Source organism: Pseudomonas sp. AC169, from assembly GCF_979258515.1.
The window spans coordinates 3,831,041-3,847,120 of record NZ_OZ409866.1; the positions used below are offsets into that span (position 1 = coordinate 3,831,041).

General features: G+C 59.4%; 8 protein-coding genes. 6 read left to right on the top strand and 2 right to left on the bottom strand.

The annotated features are described in order from the left end of the window. Window positions 1-108: 108 nt before the first annotated feature. The 4 genes from rnc to pdxJ all read left to right on the top strand — a co-directional run bounded on the left by rnc (window position 109) and on the right by pdxJ (window position 3,336). Window positions 109-798 carry a ribonuclease III gene (gene rnc, locus ACZZ0G_RS17180; RefSeq protein ID WP_016986099.1) on the top strand — a complete coding sequence of 230 codons (690 nt, stop codon included), beginning with the start codon at window positions 109-111 and terminating at the stop codon, window positions 796-798. After that, window positions 791-1,693 (top strand): GTPase Era, encoded by a 903-nt coding sequence (era, locus tag ACZZ0G_RS17185; protein WP_016771562.1) that lies wholly within the window; start codon window positions 791-793, stop codon window positions 1,691-1,693. Before rnc ends, era begins: the two co-directional genes overlap by 8 nt. Before the next feature lie 167 nt (window positions 1,694-1,860). Further along, complete coding sequence (recO, locus tag ACZZ0G_RS17190) at window positions 1,861-2,550, top strand: DNA repair protein RecO (RefSeq protein ID WP_463556923.1); 690 nt, start codon at window positions 1,861-1,863, stop codon at window positions 2,548-2,550. 39 nt (window positions 2,551-2,589) lie between these two features. Next, entirely contained in the window at window positions 2,590-3,336 is a 747-nt protein-coding gene (pdxJ, locus tag ACZZ0G_RS17195) for a pyridoxine 5'-phosphate synthase (protein WP_463556924.1), read from the top strand. An 84-nt stretch (window positions 3,337-3,420) separates the two neighbouring features. Here pdxJ and mltF read toward each other — a convergent pair whose 3' ends face one another. Next, window positions 3,421-4,881, bottom strand: coding sequence for a membrane-bound lytic murein transglycosylase MltF (gene mltF, locus ACZZ0G_RS17200; RefSeq protein WP_463397570.1), 1,461 nt, complete (start codon window positions 4,879-4,881; stop codon window positions 3,421-3,423). 285 nt (window positions 4,882-5,166) lie between these two features. On the opposite strand from mltF, the gene purL reads away from it, so the two are divergent. Both purL and ACZZ0G_RS17210 read left to right on the top strand, forming a co-directional pair. Then, window positions 5,167-9,063 (top strand): phosphoribosylformylglycinamidine synthase, encoded by a 3,897-nt coding sequence (purL, locus tag ACZZ0G_RS17205; protein ID WP_463556925.1) that lies wholly within the window; start codon window positions 5,167-5,169, stop codon window positions 9,061-9,063. Between the two features lie 5 nt (window positions 9,064-9,068). Then, window positions 9,069-9,380 (top strand): YqfO family protein, encoded by a 312-nt coding sequence (locus tag ACZZ0G_RS17210; protein WP_038357700.1) that lies wholly within the window; start codon window positions 9,069-9,071, stop codon window positions 9,378-9,380. Window positions 9,381-9,448: 68 nt separating this feature from the next. On the opposite strand, the gene ACZZ0G_RS17215 is transcribed toward ACZZ0G_RS17210, so the two are convergent. Beyond that, window positions 9,449-15,187: a membrane-targeted effector domain-containing toxin gene (locus tag ACZZ0G_RS17215; protein ID WP_463556926.1), complete on the bottom strand. Its 5,739-nt coding sequence runs from the start codon at window positions 15,185-15,187 to the stop codon at window positions 9,449-9,451. Between the last annotated feature and the right edge of the window lie 893 nt (window positions 15,188-16,080).

Here is a 16,080-nt window from a genome sequence, read left to right on the forward strand (position 1 = left end):
CGCAATCGCCAGGATTTAATTTTTGAACACAGCGTTAATTGTCCCAGGCCTGCGCCGCACCCCGGCGATGGCAGTGGAATCCAGCCACGAACTCAGCGTGGGTAAACCGTGAGCGTTTCTCTAAGCCGTCTCGAGCGTCAGCTCGGTTACACCTTCAAGGATCAGGAGCTGATGCTGCTGGCCCTTACACACCGCAGTTTTGCCGGGCGCAACAACGAACGCCTGGAATTCCTCGGTGATGCCATCCTCAACTTCGTTGCCGGCGAGGCGCTGTTCGATCGCTTCCCGCTGGCCCGCGAAGGCCAGTTGTCGCGTTTGCGCGCACGCTTGGTAAAAGGTGAGACGCTGGCTGTCCTGGCTCGTGGTTTCGACCTTGGCGATTACCTGCGACTGGGTTCCGGTGAGCTGAAGAGCGGCGGTTTCCGTCGCGAATCGATCCTCGCTGACGCCCTCGAAGCTTTGATCGGCGCGATCTACCTCGATGCCGGCATGGACATGGCGCGCGAGCGCGTACTGGCCTGGCTGGCTGGCGAGTTCGAAGGCCTGACGCTGGTCGACACCAACAAGGATCCGAAAACCCGTTTGCAGGAACACCTGCAATCGCGCGGTTGCGATCTGCCACGCTACGAAGTAGTGGATATCCAGGGCGAGCCGCACTGCCGAACCTTCTTCGTCGAGTGCGAAGTTGTCTTACTGAATGAAAAAAGCCGAGGTCAGGGTGTGAGCCGTCGTATTGCCGAACAGGTAGCGGCCGCTGCAGCACTGATTGCCCTGGGCGTGGAGAATGGCAATGACTGATACAAACGCAACTCGCTGTGGCTATGTTGCCATCGTCGGCCGTCCCAACGTTGGCAAGTCCACGTTGCTGAACCACATCCTTGGCCAGAAGCTCGCGATCACTTCGCGCAAGCCGCAGACCACTCGCCACAACATGCTCGGGATCAAAACCGAGGGTGACGTGCAAGCGATCTACGTCGACACCCCGGGCATGCACAAGGGTGGCGAAAAGGCCCTGAACCGTTATATGAACAAAACCGCTTCGGCGGCGTTGAAAGACGTCGACGTGGTGATCTTCGTGGTTGATCGCACCAAATGGACCGACGAAGACCAGATGGTCCTCGAGCGCGTGCAGTACGTGACCGGTCCGCTGATCGTCGCGCTGAACAAGACCGACCGCATCGAAGACAAAGCCGAGCTGATGCCGCACCTCAGCTGGTTGCAGGAACAACTGCCAAACGCGCAGATCATTCCGATTTCCGCGCAGCACGGGCACAACCTCGAAGCGCTGGAAAAGGTCATCGCCGATCACCTGCCGGAAAACGATCACTTCTTCCCGGAAGACCAGATCACCGACCGCAGCAGCCGTTTCCTCGCCGCCGAACTGGTGCGCGAGAAAATCATGCGCCAAATGGGTGCCGAGCTACCGTACCAGATCACTGTCGAAATCGAAGAGTTCAAGCAGCAGGGCAAAACCCTGCACATCCACGCCTTGATCCTCGTTGAACGTGACGGCCAGAAGAAGATCATCATTGGCGACAAGGGCGAGCGTATCAAACGTATCGGCACCGAAGCGCGCAAGGACATGGAGTTGCTGTTCGACTCCAAGATCATGCTCAACCTGTGGGTCAAGGTGAAGGGCGGCTGGTCCGACGACGAGCGTGCGCTGCGTTCGCTGGGTTACGGCGACCTGTAAATACGCGGTTGTCGCAACACCGAAAAAACCTGTGGGAGCGAGCTTGCTCGCGAAGAGGATGTAACATTCAGCATTGATGTTGACTGTCACACCGAATTCGCGAGCAAGCTCGCTCCCACAGTGGTTTTGGGGTGAATATAAAACCGCGTTTTATCCATGAGAGTTCCATGTCCTCAAACCCGCCTCCCGCCCAACCCGCTTACGTCCTGCACTCCCGCGCCTACCGCGAAACCAGTGCGCTGGTGGATTTCCTCACGCCGCAAGGGCGTCTGCGGGCGGTGTTGCGCAGTGCGCGGGGCAAAGCCGGGACATTGGCGCGGCCGTTCGTGTCGCTGGAAGTCGAGTTCCGTGGCAAGGGTGAGTTGAAGAATGTCGGGCGCATGGAGAGTTCTGGCACTTCGGCGTGGCTCAATGGCGAGGCGCTGTTCAGCGGTCTCTACTTGAATGAGCTACTGATCCGCTTGCTGCCGGCCGAGGATCCGCATCCAGCTGTGTTCGATCACTACGCCGCAACCCTGCTGGCACTGGCCGAAGGTCGGCCGCTGGAACCGTTGCTGCGCTCTTTCGAGTGGCGACTGCTGGATGATCTCGGTTACGGTTTTTCACTGAACACTGACGTTCACGGCGAACCCGTCGCGCCGGATGGTCTCTATCGCCTGCAAGTGGATGCCGGGCTTGAGCGGGTTTTCCTGCTGCAACCGGGCCTGTTCAACGGCGTCGAATTACTGGCCATGGCCGAAGCCGACTGGTCAGCCCCCGGCGCACTGTCCGCCGCCAAACGCCTGATGCGTCAGGCATTGGCTGTTCACCTGGGCGGTCGTCCTCTTGTCAGTCGCGAGCTGTTTCGCAAGCCCTGATATGCTGTGCGCCGAATCTCTCAATTCAGGAGCGCATCCGTGACCACCAGCAATCGCATTCTTCTTGGCGTGAACATCGACCACGTCGCCACCCTGCGTCAGGCCCGTGGCACGCGCTACCCGGATCCGGTCAAAGCGGCGCTGGACGCGGAAGAGGCGGGCGCCGATGGCATCACTGTGCACCTGCGTGAAGACCGCCGGCACATTCAGGAGCGCGACGTTCTGCTGCTCAAGGATGTGCTGCAAACCCGCATGAACTTCGAAATGGGCGTCACCGAAGAAATGATGGCGTTCGCCGAACGCATCCGCCCGGCGCACATCTGTCTGGTCCCGGAAACCCGTCAGGAACTGACTACCGAAGGCGGTCTCGATGTCGCGGGGCAGGAAGAGCGCATCAAGGCAGCGGTTGAACGTCTGTCGAAGATCGGCTGCGAAGTGTCGCTGTTCATCGATGCCGACGAGCGCCAGATTGCTGCGTCGAAACGCGTTGGCGCGCCGGCCATTGAGTTGCACACAGGTCGTTATGCGGATGCCGAAACGCCGACTGAGGTGGCTGAAGAACTCAAGCGTGTGGCGGATGGCGTGGCGTTTGGTTTGGCCCAGGGTTTGATCGTTAACGCGGGTCACGGCTTGCATTACCACAACGTTGAAGCCGTCGCGGCAATCAAGGGCATCAACGAACTGAACATCGGCCACGCGCTGGTGGCGCATGCGTTGTTCGTGGGATTCAAGTCTGCTGTGTCCGAGATGAAGGCGCTGATTCTGGCGGCCGCTCTCAAGGGCTAAGATCAAAAGATCGCAGCCTTCGGCAGCTCCTGCAGGGTTATGCGTACACCTGTAGGAGCTGCCGAAGGCTGCGATCTTTTGCTTTTAAAGCGGGGCAGGTTCTTGCGCGGGTTTTGACTTGTCGATACCCGGCACATGCAGGTTACCCTCAGCCACCTGATCGCCTTCAAGCTGCGGCTGGGTCACCCAGGTCAGAATGTCGTAGTAACGACGGATGTTCGCCACAAAATGCACCGGCTCGCCGCCCCGGGCGTAGCCATATCGCGTCTTGCTGTACCACTGCTTCTGCGACAGGCGCGGCAGAATCTTCTTCACATCGAGCCATTTGTCCGGGTTCAACCCTTCCTTGGCCGTCAGTTTGCGTGCGTCATCCAGGTGGCCGCTGCCGACGTTGTACGCCGCCAGGGCGAACCAGGTGCGATCTGGCTCCTTGATCGAGTCGTCGAGCTGATCCTTCATATAAGCCAGGTATTTGGCGCCGCCCATGATGCTCTGCTTCGGGTCGAGGCGGTTGGACACGCCCATGGCCTGCGCGGTGTTCTGCGTGAGCATCATCAGCCCGCGTACGCCGGTTTTCGAGGTGACAGTCGGCTGCCACAGCGATTCCTGATAGCCGATCGCCGCGAGCAGGCGCCAGTCGACTTTCTCTTTCTTCGCGTAATTCTTGAAGTGCTGTTCGTACTTCGGCAGGCGCTGCTGCAAGTGCTGGGCGAAGGTCGTGGCGCCCATGTAGCCGAGGACATCGACGTGGCCGTAATAGCGATCCTTCAGGCGTTGCAGGGTGCCGTTTTTCTGCACCTTGTCCAGATACGCATTGATCTCGTTGAGCAGACTGTTGTCTTCGCCCGGACCCACCGCCCAACTCTGGCTGCGTGCATCGCCAAGATCGAAAGCCACGCGGATATTGGTGAAGTACACCTGATTCATCGCCACTTCGTTTGAATCGACCAGGGTCAGATCAATCTGCCCTTCATCGACCATGCGCAGCAGGTCGACCACTTCAACCGCGTCGGACTCTTCGTATTCGATGCCGGGAAATTTCTTTTTCAGCTCGGCCAATTGCTCGGCGTGGGTGCTGCCCTTGAGCACCATGATCTTCTTGCCGACCAGGTCACCGGGATCGGTCGGCCGCGACTGGCCGTTGCGATAGATGATCTGCGGGGTGACTTCAAGGTAGGAGTGCGAAAAACGCACCTGCTGCTTGCGTTGTTCGCTGCTGACCAGACCGGCGGCGGCGAGCACCGGGCCGTTCGGTTTGCCGATCTGATTGAACAGGTCATCAAGGTTGTCGGCGGTCTCTATCTTCAGTTCCACGCCCAAATCGTCGGCGAAACGCTTCACCAGCTCGTATTCGAAGCCGGTTTCACCGCTGCGATCCTGAAAGTAGGTGGCGGGGCTGTTACGGGTAATCACCCGCAGCACACCATCCTCCTTTACGCGCTCGAGTGTGTTGGGTTTATCAACACAGCCACCGAGCATCAGGAAGAGTCCGGTTGCGATCAGCCATTTGGCGTACCGCGGACGCAAAGCCGTTGGAAAAAACATCTGCGCAGTATACGCAAACGGCCACGGGCGCCATATCTCGACAGCACAGGGCCAGTCTGCTAGAGATCACAAAATCGAGCGAAACCCCGCAGAAACGGGCGTCTACGGCTTTTTGTTACAGTAAAAATTAGGCGTCGTTACACAGTCGATTTACCTGACTCTGGAGTCGGAAACACAGATTGATACCCGAGTGCAACCGTGCGTAGCGTTTCGGGTGATGTTGAGGGCGGTTTAGGCTAGAATGCACGGCCTCAAAGCACACCCCTTCCCGAGGCTGTCCCGAAGATGTTGATCCTGCGCGGCGCTCCTGCCCTTTCTGCCTTTCGCCACAGCAAACTCCTTGAGCAACTGAGCCAGAAGGTTCCAGCTGTCAGTGGCCTGTATGCTGAATTCGCTCACTTCGCCGAAGTCACCGGCGTCCTGACCGGCGACGAACAGCAGGTGCTAGCGCGCCTTCTGAAGTACGGCCCAAGCGTTCCGGTACAAGAGCCGACCGGTCGTCTGTTTCTGGTGTTGCCGCGTTTCGGCACCATCTCGCCATGGTCGAGCAAGGCCAGCGACATCGCCCGCAACTGCGGCCTGAGCAAGATCCAGCGTCTGGAGCGCGGTATCGCCTTCTACGTGGCCGGTCAGTTCAGCGAAGCCGAAGCGCAGCAGATTGCCGACGTGCTGCATGACCGCATGACCCAGATCGTGCTGGCCAACCTCGAACAGGCCGCCGGTCTGTTCAGCCACGCCGAACCGAAGCCGCTGACCGCGATCGATATCCTCGGTGGCGGTCGCGCCGCGCTGGAAAAAGCCAACACCGAGCTGGGCCTGGCCCTGGCCGAAGACGAAATCGACTATCTGGTCGACGCCTTCAACGGCTTGAAGCGCAATCCGCACGACATCGAACTGATGATGTTCGCCCAGGCCAACTCCGAACACTGCCGCCACAAGATCTTCAACGCCAGTTGGGATATTGATGGTGAGAACCAGGAAAAAAGCCTGTTCGGCATGATCAAGAACACCTACGTGATGCACAGCGAAGGCGTTCTGTCGGCTTATAAGGACAACGCCTCGGTGATCGTCGGCAACGTCGCCGGCCGTTTCTTCCCGAACCCTGAAACCCGCCAGTACGGCGCGGTGCAGGAGCCGGTGCACATCCTGATGAAGGTTGAGACTCACAACCACCCGACCGCGATCGCCCCGTTCCCGGGCGCGTCGACCGGTTCCGGTGGCGAGATCCGTGACGAAGGTGCAACCGGTCGTGGCGCCAAGCCAAAGGCTGGCCTGACCGGTTTCACCGTGTCGAACCTGCAGATCCCGGGCTTTGAACAGCCGTGGGAAGTGCCGTACGGCAAGCCTGAGCGTATCGTTACCGCGCTGGACATCATGATCGAAGGCCCGCTCGGCGGCGCCGCGTTCAACAACGAATTCGGTCGTCCGGCCCTGACTGGCTACTTCCGTACCTTCGAACAATCGATCACCACCCCGCACGGTGACGAAGTTCGCGGTTACCACAAGCCGATCATGCTCGCTGGCGGCATGGGCAACATCCGCGAAGAGCACGTCAAGAAAGGCGAGATCGTGGTTGGCTCCAAGCTGATCGTTCTCGGCGGCCCGGCGATGTTGATCGGTCTGGGTGGCGGCGCCGCTTCCTCGATGGCCACCGGCACCAGCTCGGCGGATCTTGACTTCGCTTCCGTACAGCGTGAAAACCCTGAAATGGAGCGTCGCTGCCAGGAAGTCATCGACCGTTGCTGGCAACTGGGTGACAAGAACCCGATCAGCTTCATCCACGACGTCGGCGCGGGCGGTCTGTCCAACGCCTTCCCGGAACTGGTCAACGACGGCGACCGCGGTGGCCGTTTCGAACTGCGCAACATTCCAAACGACGAGCCGGGCATGGCCCCGCACGAAATCTGGTCCAACGAATCCCAGGAGCGTTACGTTCTGGCGGTCGGCCCGGAAGACTTCGAGCGCTTCCAGGCAATCTGCGAACGTGAGCGTTGCCCGTTTGCCGTCGTCGGTGAAGCTACCGCTGAGCCGCAACTGACCGTGACCGATAGCCACTTCGGCAACAACCCGGTGGACATGCCACTGGAAGTGTTGCTGGGCAAAGCCCCGCGCATGCACCGTTCGGTGGTTCGCGAAGCGGAACTGGGCGATGACTTCGATCCGTCGAACCTCGACATCACCGAGTCCATCGAACGCGTTCTGCATCACCCGGCCGTGGCGAGCAAAAGCTTCCTGATCACCATCGGCGACCGCACCATCACCGGCCTCGTGGCCCGTGACCAAATGGTCGGCCCGTGGCAGGTTCCGGTGGCCGACGTTGCTGTCACCGCCACCAGCTTCGACGTTTACACCGGTGAAGCGATGGCGATGGGCGAGCGTACTCCGCTGGCTCTGCTGGACGCTCCGGCGTCGGGCCGCATGGCCATCGGCGAAACGCTGACCAACATCGCTGCTTCGCGCATCAACAAGATTTCCGACATCAAACTGTCGGCGAACTGGATGTCCGCTGCCGGTCACCCGGGCGAAGACGCGCGTCTGTACGACACCGTGAAAGCGGTCGGTATGGAACTGTGCCCTGAACTGGGCATCACCATTCCGGTGGGCAAGGACTCGATGTCCATGGCCACTCGCTGGAACGATAACGGCGAAGAAAAAACCGTGACCTCGCCGATGTCGCTGATCGTGACCGGTTTCGCGCCAGTGGCTGACATCCGTCAGACCCTGACCCCGGAACTGCGCATGGACAAGGGCACCACCGACCTGATCCTGATCGACCTCGGTCGCGGTCAGAACCGCATGGGCGCTTCGATCCTTGCTCAGACACACGGCAAACTCGGCAAGCACGCGCCGGACGTCGATGACGCCGAAGACCTGAAAGCCTTCTTCGCCGTGATCCAGGGCCTTAACGCCGACGGTCACCTGCTGGCTTACCACGACCGCTCCGACGGTGGTCTGCTGACCTCCGTGGTGGAAATGGCCTTCGCCGGCCACTGCGGTCTGAGCCTGAACCTCGACAGCGTCGCCGAGTCCTCGGCGGAAATCGCTGCGATTCTGTTCAACGAAGAGCTGGGTGCGGTGATTCAGGTTCGTCAGGACGCCACGCCAGACATCCTCGCGCAGTTCAGCGCCGCCGGTCTGGGCGACTGCGTGTCGGTGATCGGTCAGCCGATCAACAATGGCCAGATCAACATCACCTTCAACGGTGACACCGTGTTCGAAGGCCAGCGTCGTCTGCTGCAACGTCAGTGGGCCGAGACCAGCTACCAGATCCAGCGTCTGCGCGATAACGCCGACTGCGCCGAGCAAGAATTCGACGTGCTGCTGGAAGAAGACAACCCGGGCCTGAGCGTCAAGCTGAGCTACGACGTCAACCAGGACATCGCCGCGCCTTACATCAAGAAAGGCATCCGCCCACAGGTTGCCGTGCTGCGTGAGCAGGGCGTCAACGGTCAGGTGGAAATGGCGGCTGCGTTCGACCGCGCCGGTTTCAACGCGATCGACGTGCACATGAGCGACATTCTCGCTGGCCGTGTCGACCTGAACGAGTTCAAAGGTCTGGTGGCGTGCGGCGGTTTCTCCTACGGCGACGTTCTCGGCGCCGGTGAAGGCTGGGCCAAGTCAGCACTGTTCAACAGCCGCGCCCGCGATGCGTTCCAGGGTTTCTTCGAGCGTAACGACAGCTTCACCCTCGGCGTGTGCAACGGTTGCCAGATGATGTCCAACCTGCACGAGCTGATCCCGGGCAGCGAGTTCTGGCCGCACTTCGTGCGTAACCGCTCCGAGCAGTTCGAAGCGCGCGTGGCGATGGTGCAGATCCAGGAATCGAACTCGATCTTCCTGCAGGGCATGGCCGGTTCGCGTATGCCGATCGCCATTGCGCACGGTGAAGGTCACGCCGAGTTCTCCAGCGAAGAAGCACTGCTGGAAGCCGATCTGTCCGGTTGTGTGGCGATGCGTTTCGTCGACAACCATGGCAAGGTCACCGAGCGTTATCCGGCCAACCCGAACGGTTCGCCGCGCGGGATTACCGGTCTCACCAGCCGTGATGGCCGCGTGACGATCATGATGCCGCACCCGGAGCGTGTGTTCCGCGCGGTGCAGAACTCGTGGCGTTCGGAAGACTGGAACGAAGATGCACCGTGGATGCGCATGTTCCGTAACGCGCGCGTCTGGGTGAACTAAGGCCTGTGTACAAGCTCGCTTTTTTTGTTCCCGACAGTCATGTCGAAGTGGTCAAAGGGGCTGTGTTCGCTGCCGGTGGTGGGCGGATTGGTGACTATGACCACTGTGCGTGGCAGGTGCTTGGTCTGGGCCAGTTTCGACCTTTGGACGGCAGTCAGCCGTTTATTGGCGAGGCGGGGCAGATTGAGCGGGTTGAGGAATGGAAAGTCGAGCTGGTGGTGGCGGATGAGTTGATCGTTGCTGTGGTGGCGGCGCTCAAGTTGAGCCATCCCTACGAGACGCCGGCTTATGAGGTGTGGCGGCTGGAAGATTTCTGATCTTCCTCGCTGCTGAAACAGGAAACCCGCTGAGAGTGATCTCAGCGGGTTTTTTGTTGCGGGAATTTTTATCCAACGGCCGTCAGATTCTTTTCCTCCTTGAGCATATCGATCAGCGTCTCCAGATGTTTGAAGCGCAGATCCTTCTTCTCCCATCGATCAATGTAAAACAGACCTTTGTCATCCACCTGGATCGGCGTGGTAACGATGTCGCCACTGTTTGACTTGTGCACCAGTCGGGCTTCGGTCGTGTCGGGACGTTCGATCAGGAAGTGTCCGGACTGGGTCAACTTGCTCCGATCGGGAGATACAATCGGCCGGGGCCTGCTCGTTCCGGGAACAGCGACTTCCATCAGGAAATCGGCGCGTAACGCCTGGATACCAGAATTGGAGGCAGGAATGGAGGCAGGCTCTGTGACTTCCCATGCCCCGCGACGGATACCGCTAGCCAGTTCAGGTGCGGTATCACGTACATGGACACTCACGGCCCCGAGCGTCTCGGCCAGGCCAGGTACGCCAAGGTTGTAATTGGTGTGCGCACTGCCAATAAAGGCGACCCATTTGTGCGGCCCGTGTGCCAATTGATCGGCTTCGATCACTCGAGTGGCGAAATAGCTGAACATCTCGTTGCGTGACAGGCGCGGGTCGTTCAGCCCTTTTAGATGGTAGCTGGCGGTGCAATCGAGTGCCCTGATACGCACTTTGTATTTGGCAGCGGCCTGAACCACCTCCGTATATGTATCGTTACCGAAGTAGTGAGGCATGTGGCCGCGGTCCTGCTCTAGCAGGAAGGCGTTGAGCCCCTCGGGCATACGCTGGGTGCGATAAAAAACATCCAGTTCGAACTGGTGCAGATCGGTCATCAGGTGCTCCATATACAGCGTTTCGTACCCGGCCTCCTTGAACGCCTTCATGTATTTTTTCAGCGCCGCCTTGCTTGATACGTGGGCATGCCCCTCTCCGATCAACAGATTCAAACGACTGTCGGCCACTTGTTTTAAAAACACATCGAAATCGCTGCCATCGACAATCTGCGGCAACGTGACGGCGGGGGGTGGCGTGAAGTCGGTGAAGGTATCGCTCGCCGCCTTCTCCAGGCGTGCGCGTTTGGCAATGAAGGCATCGTAGGCCTGCCCCTGCGTTTGACCTGGCGGACGGTAGCGGGGATCCAATGAGTGGCGCGCGCCGCGCATGTGAATAATGTCGGCGCGCATCGACGTCGGTATGTCAAAGTCGCTGAAGTGCCCGCTGCTGGGTTCGGCAGTCGCCGCGAGTTGAGGTAGCGGTTGACGGGCCCTGTATGACGTCGGCAGTGCCACGTGATAATCGCCCTTGGCCGCGGCATCGCCGCCGATGTGCCCGGGTGAATCCACGCCAATGTGAGCTGGCTGACTCGGTGCGAGATCCTCGATGCGGACAGCGACGGCGTCGTGCAGGTCGGCCAGCCCCGGCGTATTGTCAAACGTGGTCATGCGCGTCTGGTCAGTCAGGGCGATCCAACGCTCTTCAGGCGCGTCGGCCATATCGGCGGCGAGGGTCTTGTGCGAGTAGAAATTTCTGATGTCGTTGCCGCGTGGGGTCAATGGCGAGACGTCGGCCATCACCAAGGCATGCTCTACTTGATAGCTGGTAGAGGCGTCCAGTGCGTTGACTTTCAAACCCTTTTCCCGAGCCGTGCGCACCAGGGCCACGTAAGAGAAAGGAGCGTCGGGGCCGTGGCCCAAGGCCTTGTCGACGGCTTTCAGATGGCGTTTGATGTGGCGCCAGGATTTGCCTTTGTTGAATTTTTCCAGTTTGAGAGGGAAGACGTCACCCGGCAGATATTCCACATAGATGCGCTTGAAACCACTGTCGACCAGCGCATCCATGAAGGTGATCAATGTCTGTTTGCTGGCGATGGATCCCGGCAGGGCACCGATAACCAGATTTTTGCCGGCAAACGCGTCGCTCGCGATCAATTGTGGAAAAGTCGTGCCGGGTTCGACAGCGGGTACGGCGGCGCGCGGGACCGAACGCCAGCCGACAAAATGAAGCCTCGCATCCTGGGTCAGTTGTTCGACCCTTTCCAGGTAGACCTTGCGCGTGGAGGCCAGTCCTTCGATCACTCCGATCATTGTCAGTTGCGGCGAGGTGCCCATGTAATCCTGGCCGCGCATAAGAATTTCCTCTCGCGTTTGCGGATTCATCGCCGTTTCGATTCGGTCCCGGTATTTGGGCGGCATGCCATAGTCCTTGTGCGGGCCGGGCGTCTCTGGCACGGGCTCGAATTTCGGCGCACCGCCGGAAACGCCACTGCGCATCATCACGCCGTCGGAGTCGGGTACGGCCAGAATGGTGGTCGATAGAAATCTGCCGGTTTCCGGGTCGCGGCGATACAGCAAGTAACGACCGATGGCATCGGTCTGATTCGATGCCCACAGGGTCTGGCCTCTGTAGACCACCGGTCGCATGCCCGCCGACAGCGGGTCGGGCTCAAGTTGATCGACCAGGGCCATGACACGCGCTTGCTCGTTGCCAGCGCGGCCGGCGGTCAGGCGTAGAGGGCGGTTGAAGGGGTTGAGTGACCGCAGGGCGGGACGCAGGTCGGTCAGTACCGCGCCTGCACTGTTGAACAGATAACCGAGAAAATGTTTGAAGGCTTCGGTGTTTTCACCCTGTCGATAGGCGTGCAGGGCCAGCATGGCGTCCTTGAATGCCAGCAACAGGCCGGTGCTCAGACTCAGCAGTGGAAACGGCGCGGTGGCGATGGCGGTGAACCATTCGACACACATCCACGCCAGTCCGGAGATCATCTCGAGGCGGCTGGTTGTGGTGGCCTGAACGTCGTCGATCTTGCGCTGCAATTTCATGTTGTATAAACCCTGACGCAGGTCGCTGACGGGCTCCACCGCGTGGATCGAGTCGTAACGTGCAGGGCTGGGCGTGGTTCTGTTGAGGTCCTTGGGCAGGTTTTTTTTGACGTCTTCGAGGAAGTCTCGAACTCTGCTCTGAGATGCCACGCCCACGCGCCGGGTGAAGTACTCGACCATGCCGTCCTGCTGCTTCAGTAGATAATTGAACAGTCTGGCTTCGCGAAAGCCGACGCCATCGGGAGCACCGGGGGTGTAGAGCAACGGCGGATTTTTCTCATGGCTGAACAGCCAGTTGTCGAGCACCCATTCACCGTCGATCATCAGACGGTGGATCGGATAGTTTTTTTGCCGCTGCTGCGATGTGTCACCCATGCTGTCGATGCTTTGTTCAAGCCATGTCAGATCGCTGCTGGCGATATGGCCTTGCAGACGGCATTCCAGCGCGGCGCTTTTCATCTGACGCTGGGTAATGGCCAGCGTGGTGTTGCGCCGGAATTCGTAGCCCTCACTGGCCGGGCTTTGCAGATCCTTTTTGACCTTTGCGGTGTACCGTTCGCCGATCCAGACCCCGGTGACTGATCGCGCAACATTCTGCGCAGTCAGGTTGCTGATATCGATGCCCGCAGGGCCTTTGAAACGCGCCGAGCGGGAAAACTTTTCATCGAGAAAGCCGACCCCGTCGGCATATCCATCGCGGTACAACCGGGTATAACTCAAGGGCGCTGGTGTCGACGAGCGCACAATGGAAAGCGGCGAGTAGGCCCATACCGTATCCGGGTCAACATCGTTTGCCGGGCGCTTGAGCAATTGGTTCAGGCTTTTTTTTGCCTGCTCATGCAGGAACGCTTCAAACGTCGGGAAGCGGCTATCCGCCAGTTTGTGTTTATCGAATGCCTGCAACGCACCTTCGGCCTCTTCGGTCAGTGTCGAGAGCTTTCTGCGGTTGGCTACTGTGGTCGTGCGATACCACATTGGCGTGCTGAAATCATAGTCGTCGAGCCGCGTGGCCAACACGTGATCCGCCATCGCCCGCAGGCAGACGACATGATTGCCGGTGTTTTCGAAGGTGACCTTTTTATGCTCGTGGTCCTCAGGCTTGAGGCTCAGGCCGGAGAGCACTTTGTGCAGGCTCTGGCGAAAACGCATCGGTGCCCGGCTGATCAGATACCCGGCCATGCTGTCGGCGTCATCGCTGTGGCTGGCCCAACTCAAAATGTGGGCCTGGCATTCGAGTTCGCTGGTGAACGCCTGAAACTGCCGCTCTCGCGGTGCTTGTGGCGTGCAGAGCAATACACGGGTGATGGCGCCCGCGCTGTTGCTTTGACGCAGTACCCACAAATCCTGAAGTTGTGCGCCGTGCAGGGACAATGTTGCGCCACGCAAGCGTGAGTTGCTGCCGCTGCGCAAATCCCGGATCAGTTGCAGATCACTCTCGAGCAGATGGCCTTGCAGCATCGCCGAATACGCCAGCGCGAGGATCCGTTGATCCAGCATGTGCTCGATGGCGGGTCTGATGGCGGGCCGTGCGTGCATCTCTTTCTGCAAGTGATTGAAGTCGACGCGAGGCTGCAGGTTCAGCGCTTGCTTGACCAGCCATGCCGGTGTCACGTCCGCGTATGACTCCGGTAAGGGCGCGTCGTTGTAAGTGAGGGTGGTATAGCTGAGGTACTCCGAACCGGACAATTCATCCCCGGTATGCGGTCCGCGCAAGGACAGCTCGAGCAGGTTGCGCTGGTGCTCGAAAACACCGTACCCGGCGACCCGACGTTGCGTGCTGATCTGCAGGTTTTGTGGTTCCAGATCATCGATTTCCAGGTCGTCACTGAGGCGCTCAAGCCACTGCTGCCTGGCCAGCGCCATCAGGCTGACCACCGGCCCCATCAGATCGAGCAGTTTTTGCCGTGCCTGATGATAGTTGCCAGCCAGCTGTGCCAGTTCGGTCTGCTTCGTTGCGCTGGCGCTGCGATACCAGTCCGGAGCACTGTTGCGCAGGTGGCGTTCGAACAAGGTTTGCGCTTTCAATTCCAGGCGCTGAGTGAGATCAGGCAGTGCTCCGGCAATGGCTCGGTCCAGGGCCATGAGCAATCGGGAAGCGTCTCGTTGCGGGTTATCGTCGAAGCTCAAGGCGCGCTCGATATCCTGAGTGCGTTTGTCGATCAACGTCTCGTAGGTATGTTCAAACAAGGGCTTGCTGTCGATCGGCGACAGTTGCAGCGGCCAGATCCCGGCTGCGCCGACGTTGTGATAACGCGTCGGCAGCATTCGCCTGAATCCGTCATGGCCGGTGGCGTGTTTGAAGTCATCTAGCAATTGGCTATCGAGGTCTGCCAGCGAGTCGAAGTACTCGACTCCTCTTGCTGGCGTATACAACACAACATAGCCGACGCGCTGGTCTGTCAGCAGGTCGCTGACCCGGTGACTGTCCTTTTCAGTGATGACAAAAGCCCCGGCCAGCTCGACGGTGACACCCTGGTAGCTGAACTGCAAAGCGTACATGGCCGGACGCAGCATCGGTCCCAGTGCGGTTTTTTCCACAAGCACACCGGCTTCAGGAGGCAGCAGGCGATCCTTGACGGCCTGCCGCGCCTCGTGGCCGATAGCAGTGACGCCGGCGTCGTCCTTCAAGAAGATTCTGGCCGGTTTGTCATCGATCAGATCGCGAAGATCCATGTTGATCAATTGCGTATTGAGTCTGATCTTGAGCGTCGCAATCAGCTTCTTTCCATCGTCGCTGTGCAGGTCGCTGGTTTCCAGCGCCTGATAAAGCACGCGGCTGCGCTGCAGAAAATGTTCGCGGTAGTTTTTCAACTGCCCGTTCAGGCGCTTCAGGTAGACCTGCTCGGCCGTCGGTGGCTGTTCAGAAAGCAGCGGGGTCTCGATCTTGAAAAGATCATGGCCGATCTGGTTGAGATCGCTTCGGATCTCTTCGAACGTGGGGAGAGTGGAAGTGCTCATCGGCACAGCCTCCATGCTGGTTGGAAGAGTCTTCAGCATGGCGAGGGTGGCAGTGGTGATGGTGGTACATATGTATTGAAGAACGCCAGCGCGCCTGGTGTTGTGTGTCGCTCAGGATTCATGGGTACATATCCGTTGCTGTGGTAACGGCTGCTTAGGGTTCCGCCCCTACGGCGGGTCACCTTTTCCAAACGCCGAAAAGGTAACCCAAATGGCTTGCCCCAACGTTCGGCCCGCTCGCTAAAGCTCGGGGTTCCTTCGCTCCGGAATTCATCCGGGCGCATCGCCTACGGTTTGCTTCGCTGCACCTCCTCTCGATGCATTTGGCTGCGCCAAACGGTCGCTGCGCTCCCACCCCCGGATAAATCCCTCCACTCAGCCTGCCGACGGGGCCGGTGGATCAAGATCAAAAGCCGCAGCCGAGCTGGCGCTCATCCTGTTTGAGTGGTGTGTGATCGACTTGGGTTTTGTGCTGGATTCGCCCCTCATCGGAACGCCGCCCGCCCAGCCTTCTCCGGAGGGAGAGGGCGCCGATTTGTGTGCTATTCAAGCCGAGTTTGGTTCGGAGAGAGGGGGCCGATTTGTGGGGGCGAAACTGAGTTCGGCTAGGGGAGGCAGAGGACGGATTTATGGGCTTTTCAAAACCTGAGTCCGGCTCGGTATATCACGTCGGTGTATCTCGCCCGAACACCTCGGTCAGTCCCCTCTCCCTCTGGGAGAGGGCTAGGGTGAGGGTTTGCTTTTGGCTGTTTAATGATGTGTCGAATAGCCAGAACCTTCCCACAAGGTTTTCAGGTTGTCCGTCGGACGTCGGGTCTCTAGTCTTTGGCTGTCGCTGCCAATTCAGCGACCGGGCGTGAGATCCCCGGAATGCTTGCAACTAGCGCCAACAC

Bases quoted from the DNA above. Each gene is read 5' to 3' on its own strand.
- mltF (WP_463397570.1), bottom strand. From the start codon at position 4,881: ATGTTTTTTCCAACGGCTTTGCGTCCGCGGTACGCCAAATGGCTGATC.
- era (WP_016771562.1), top strand. From the start codon at position 791: ATGACTGATACAAACGCAACTCGCTGTGGCTATGTTGCCATCGTCGGC.
- recO (WP_463556923.1), top strand. From the start codon at position 1,861: ATGTCCTCAAACCCGCCTCCCGCCCAACCCGCTTACGTCCTGCACTCC.
- ACZZ0G_RS17215 (WP_463556926.1), bottom strand. From the start codon at position 15,187: ATGAGCACTTCCACTCTCCCCACGTTCGAAGAGATCCGAAGCGATCTC.
- purL (WP_463556925.1), top strand. From the start codon at position 5,167: ATGTTGATCCTGCGCGGCGCTCCTGCCCTTTCTGCCTTTCGCCACAGC.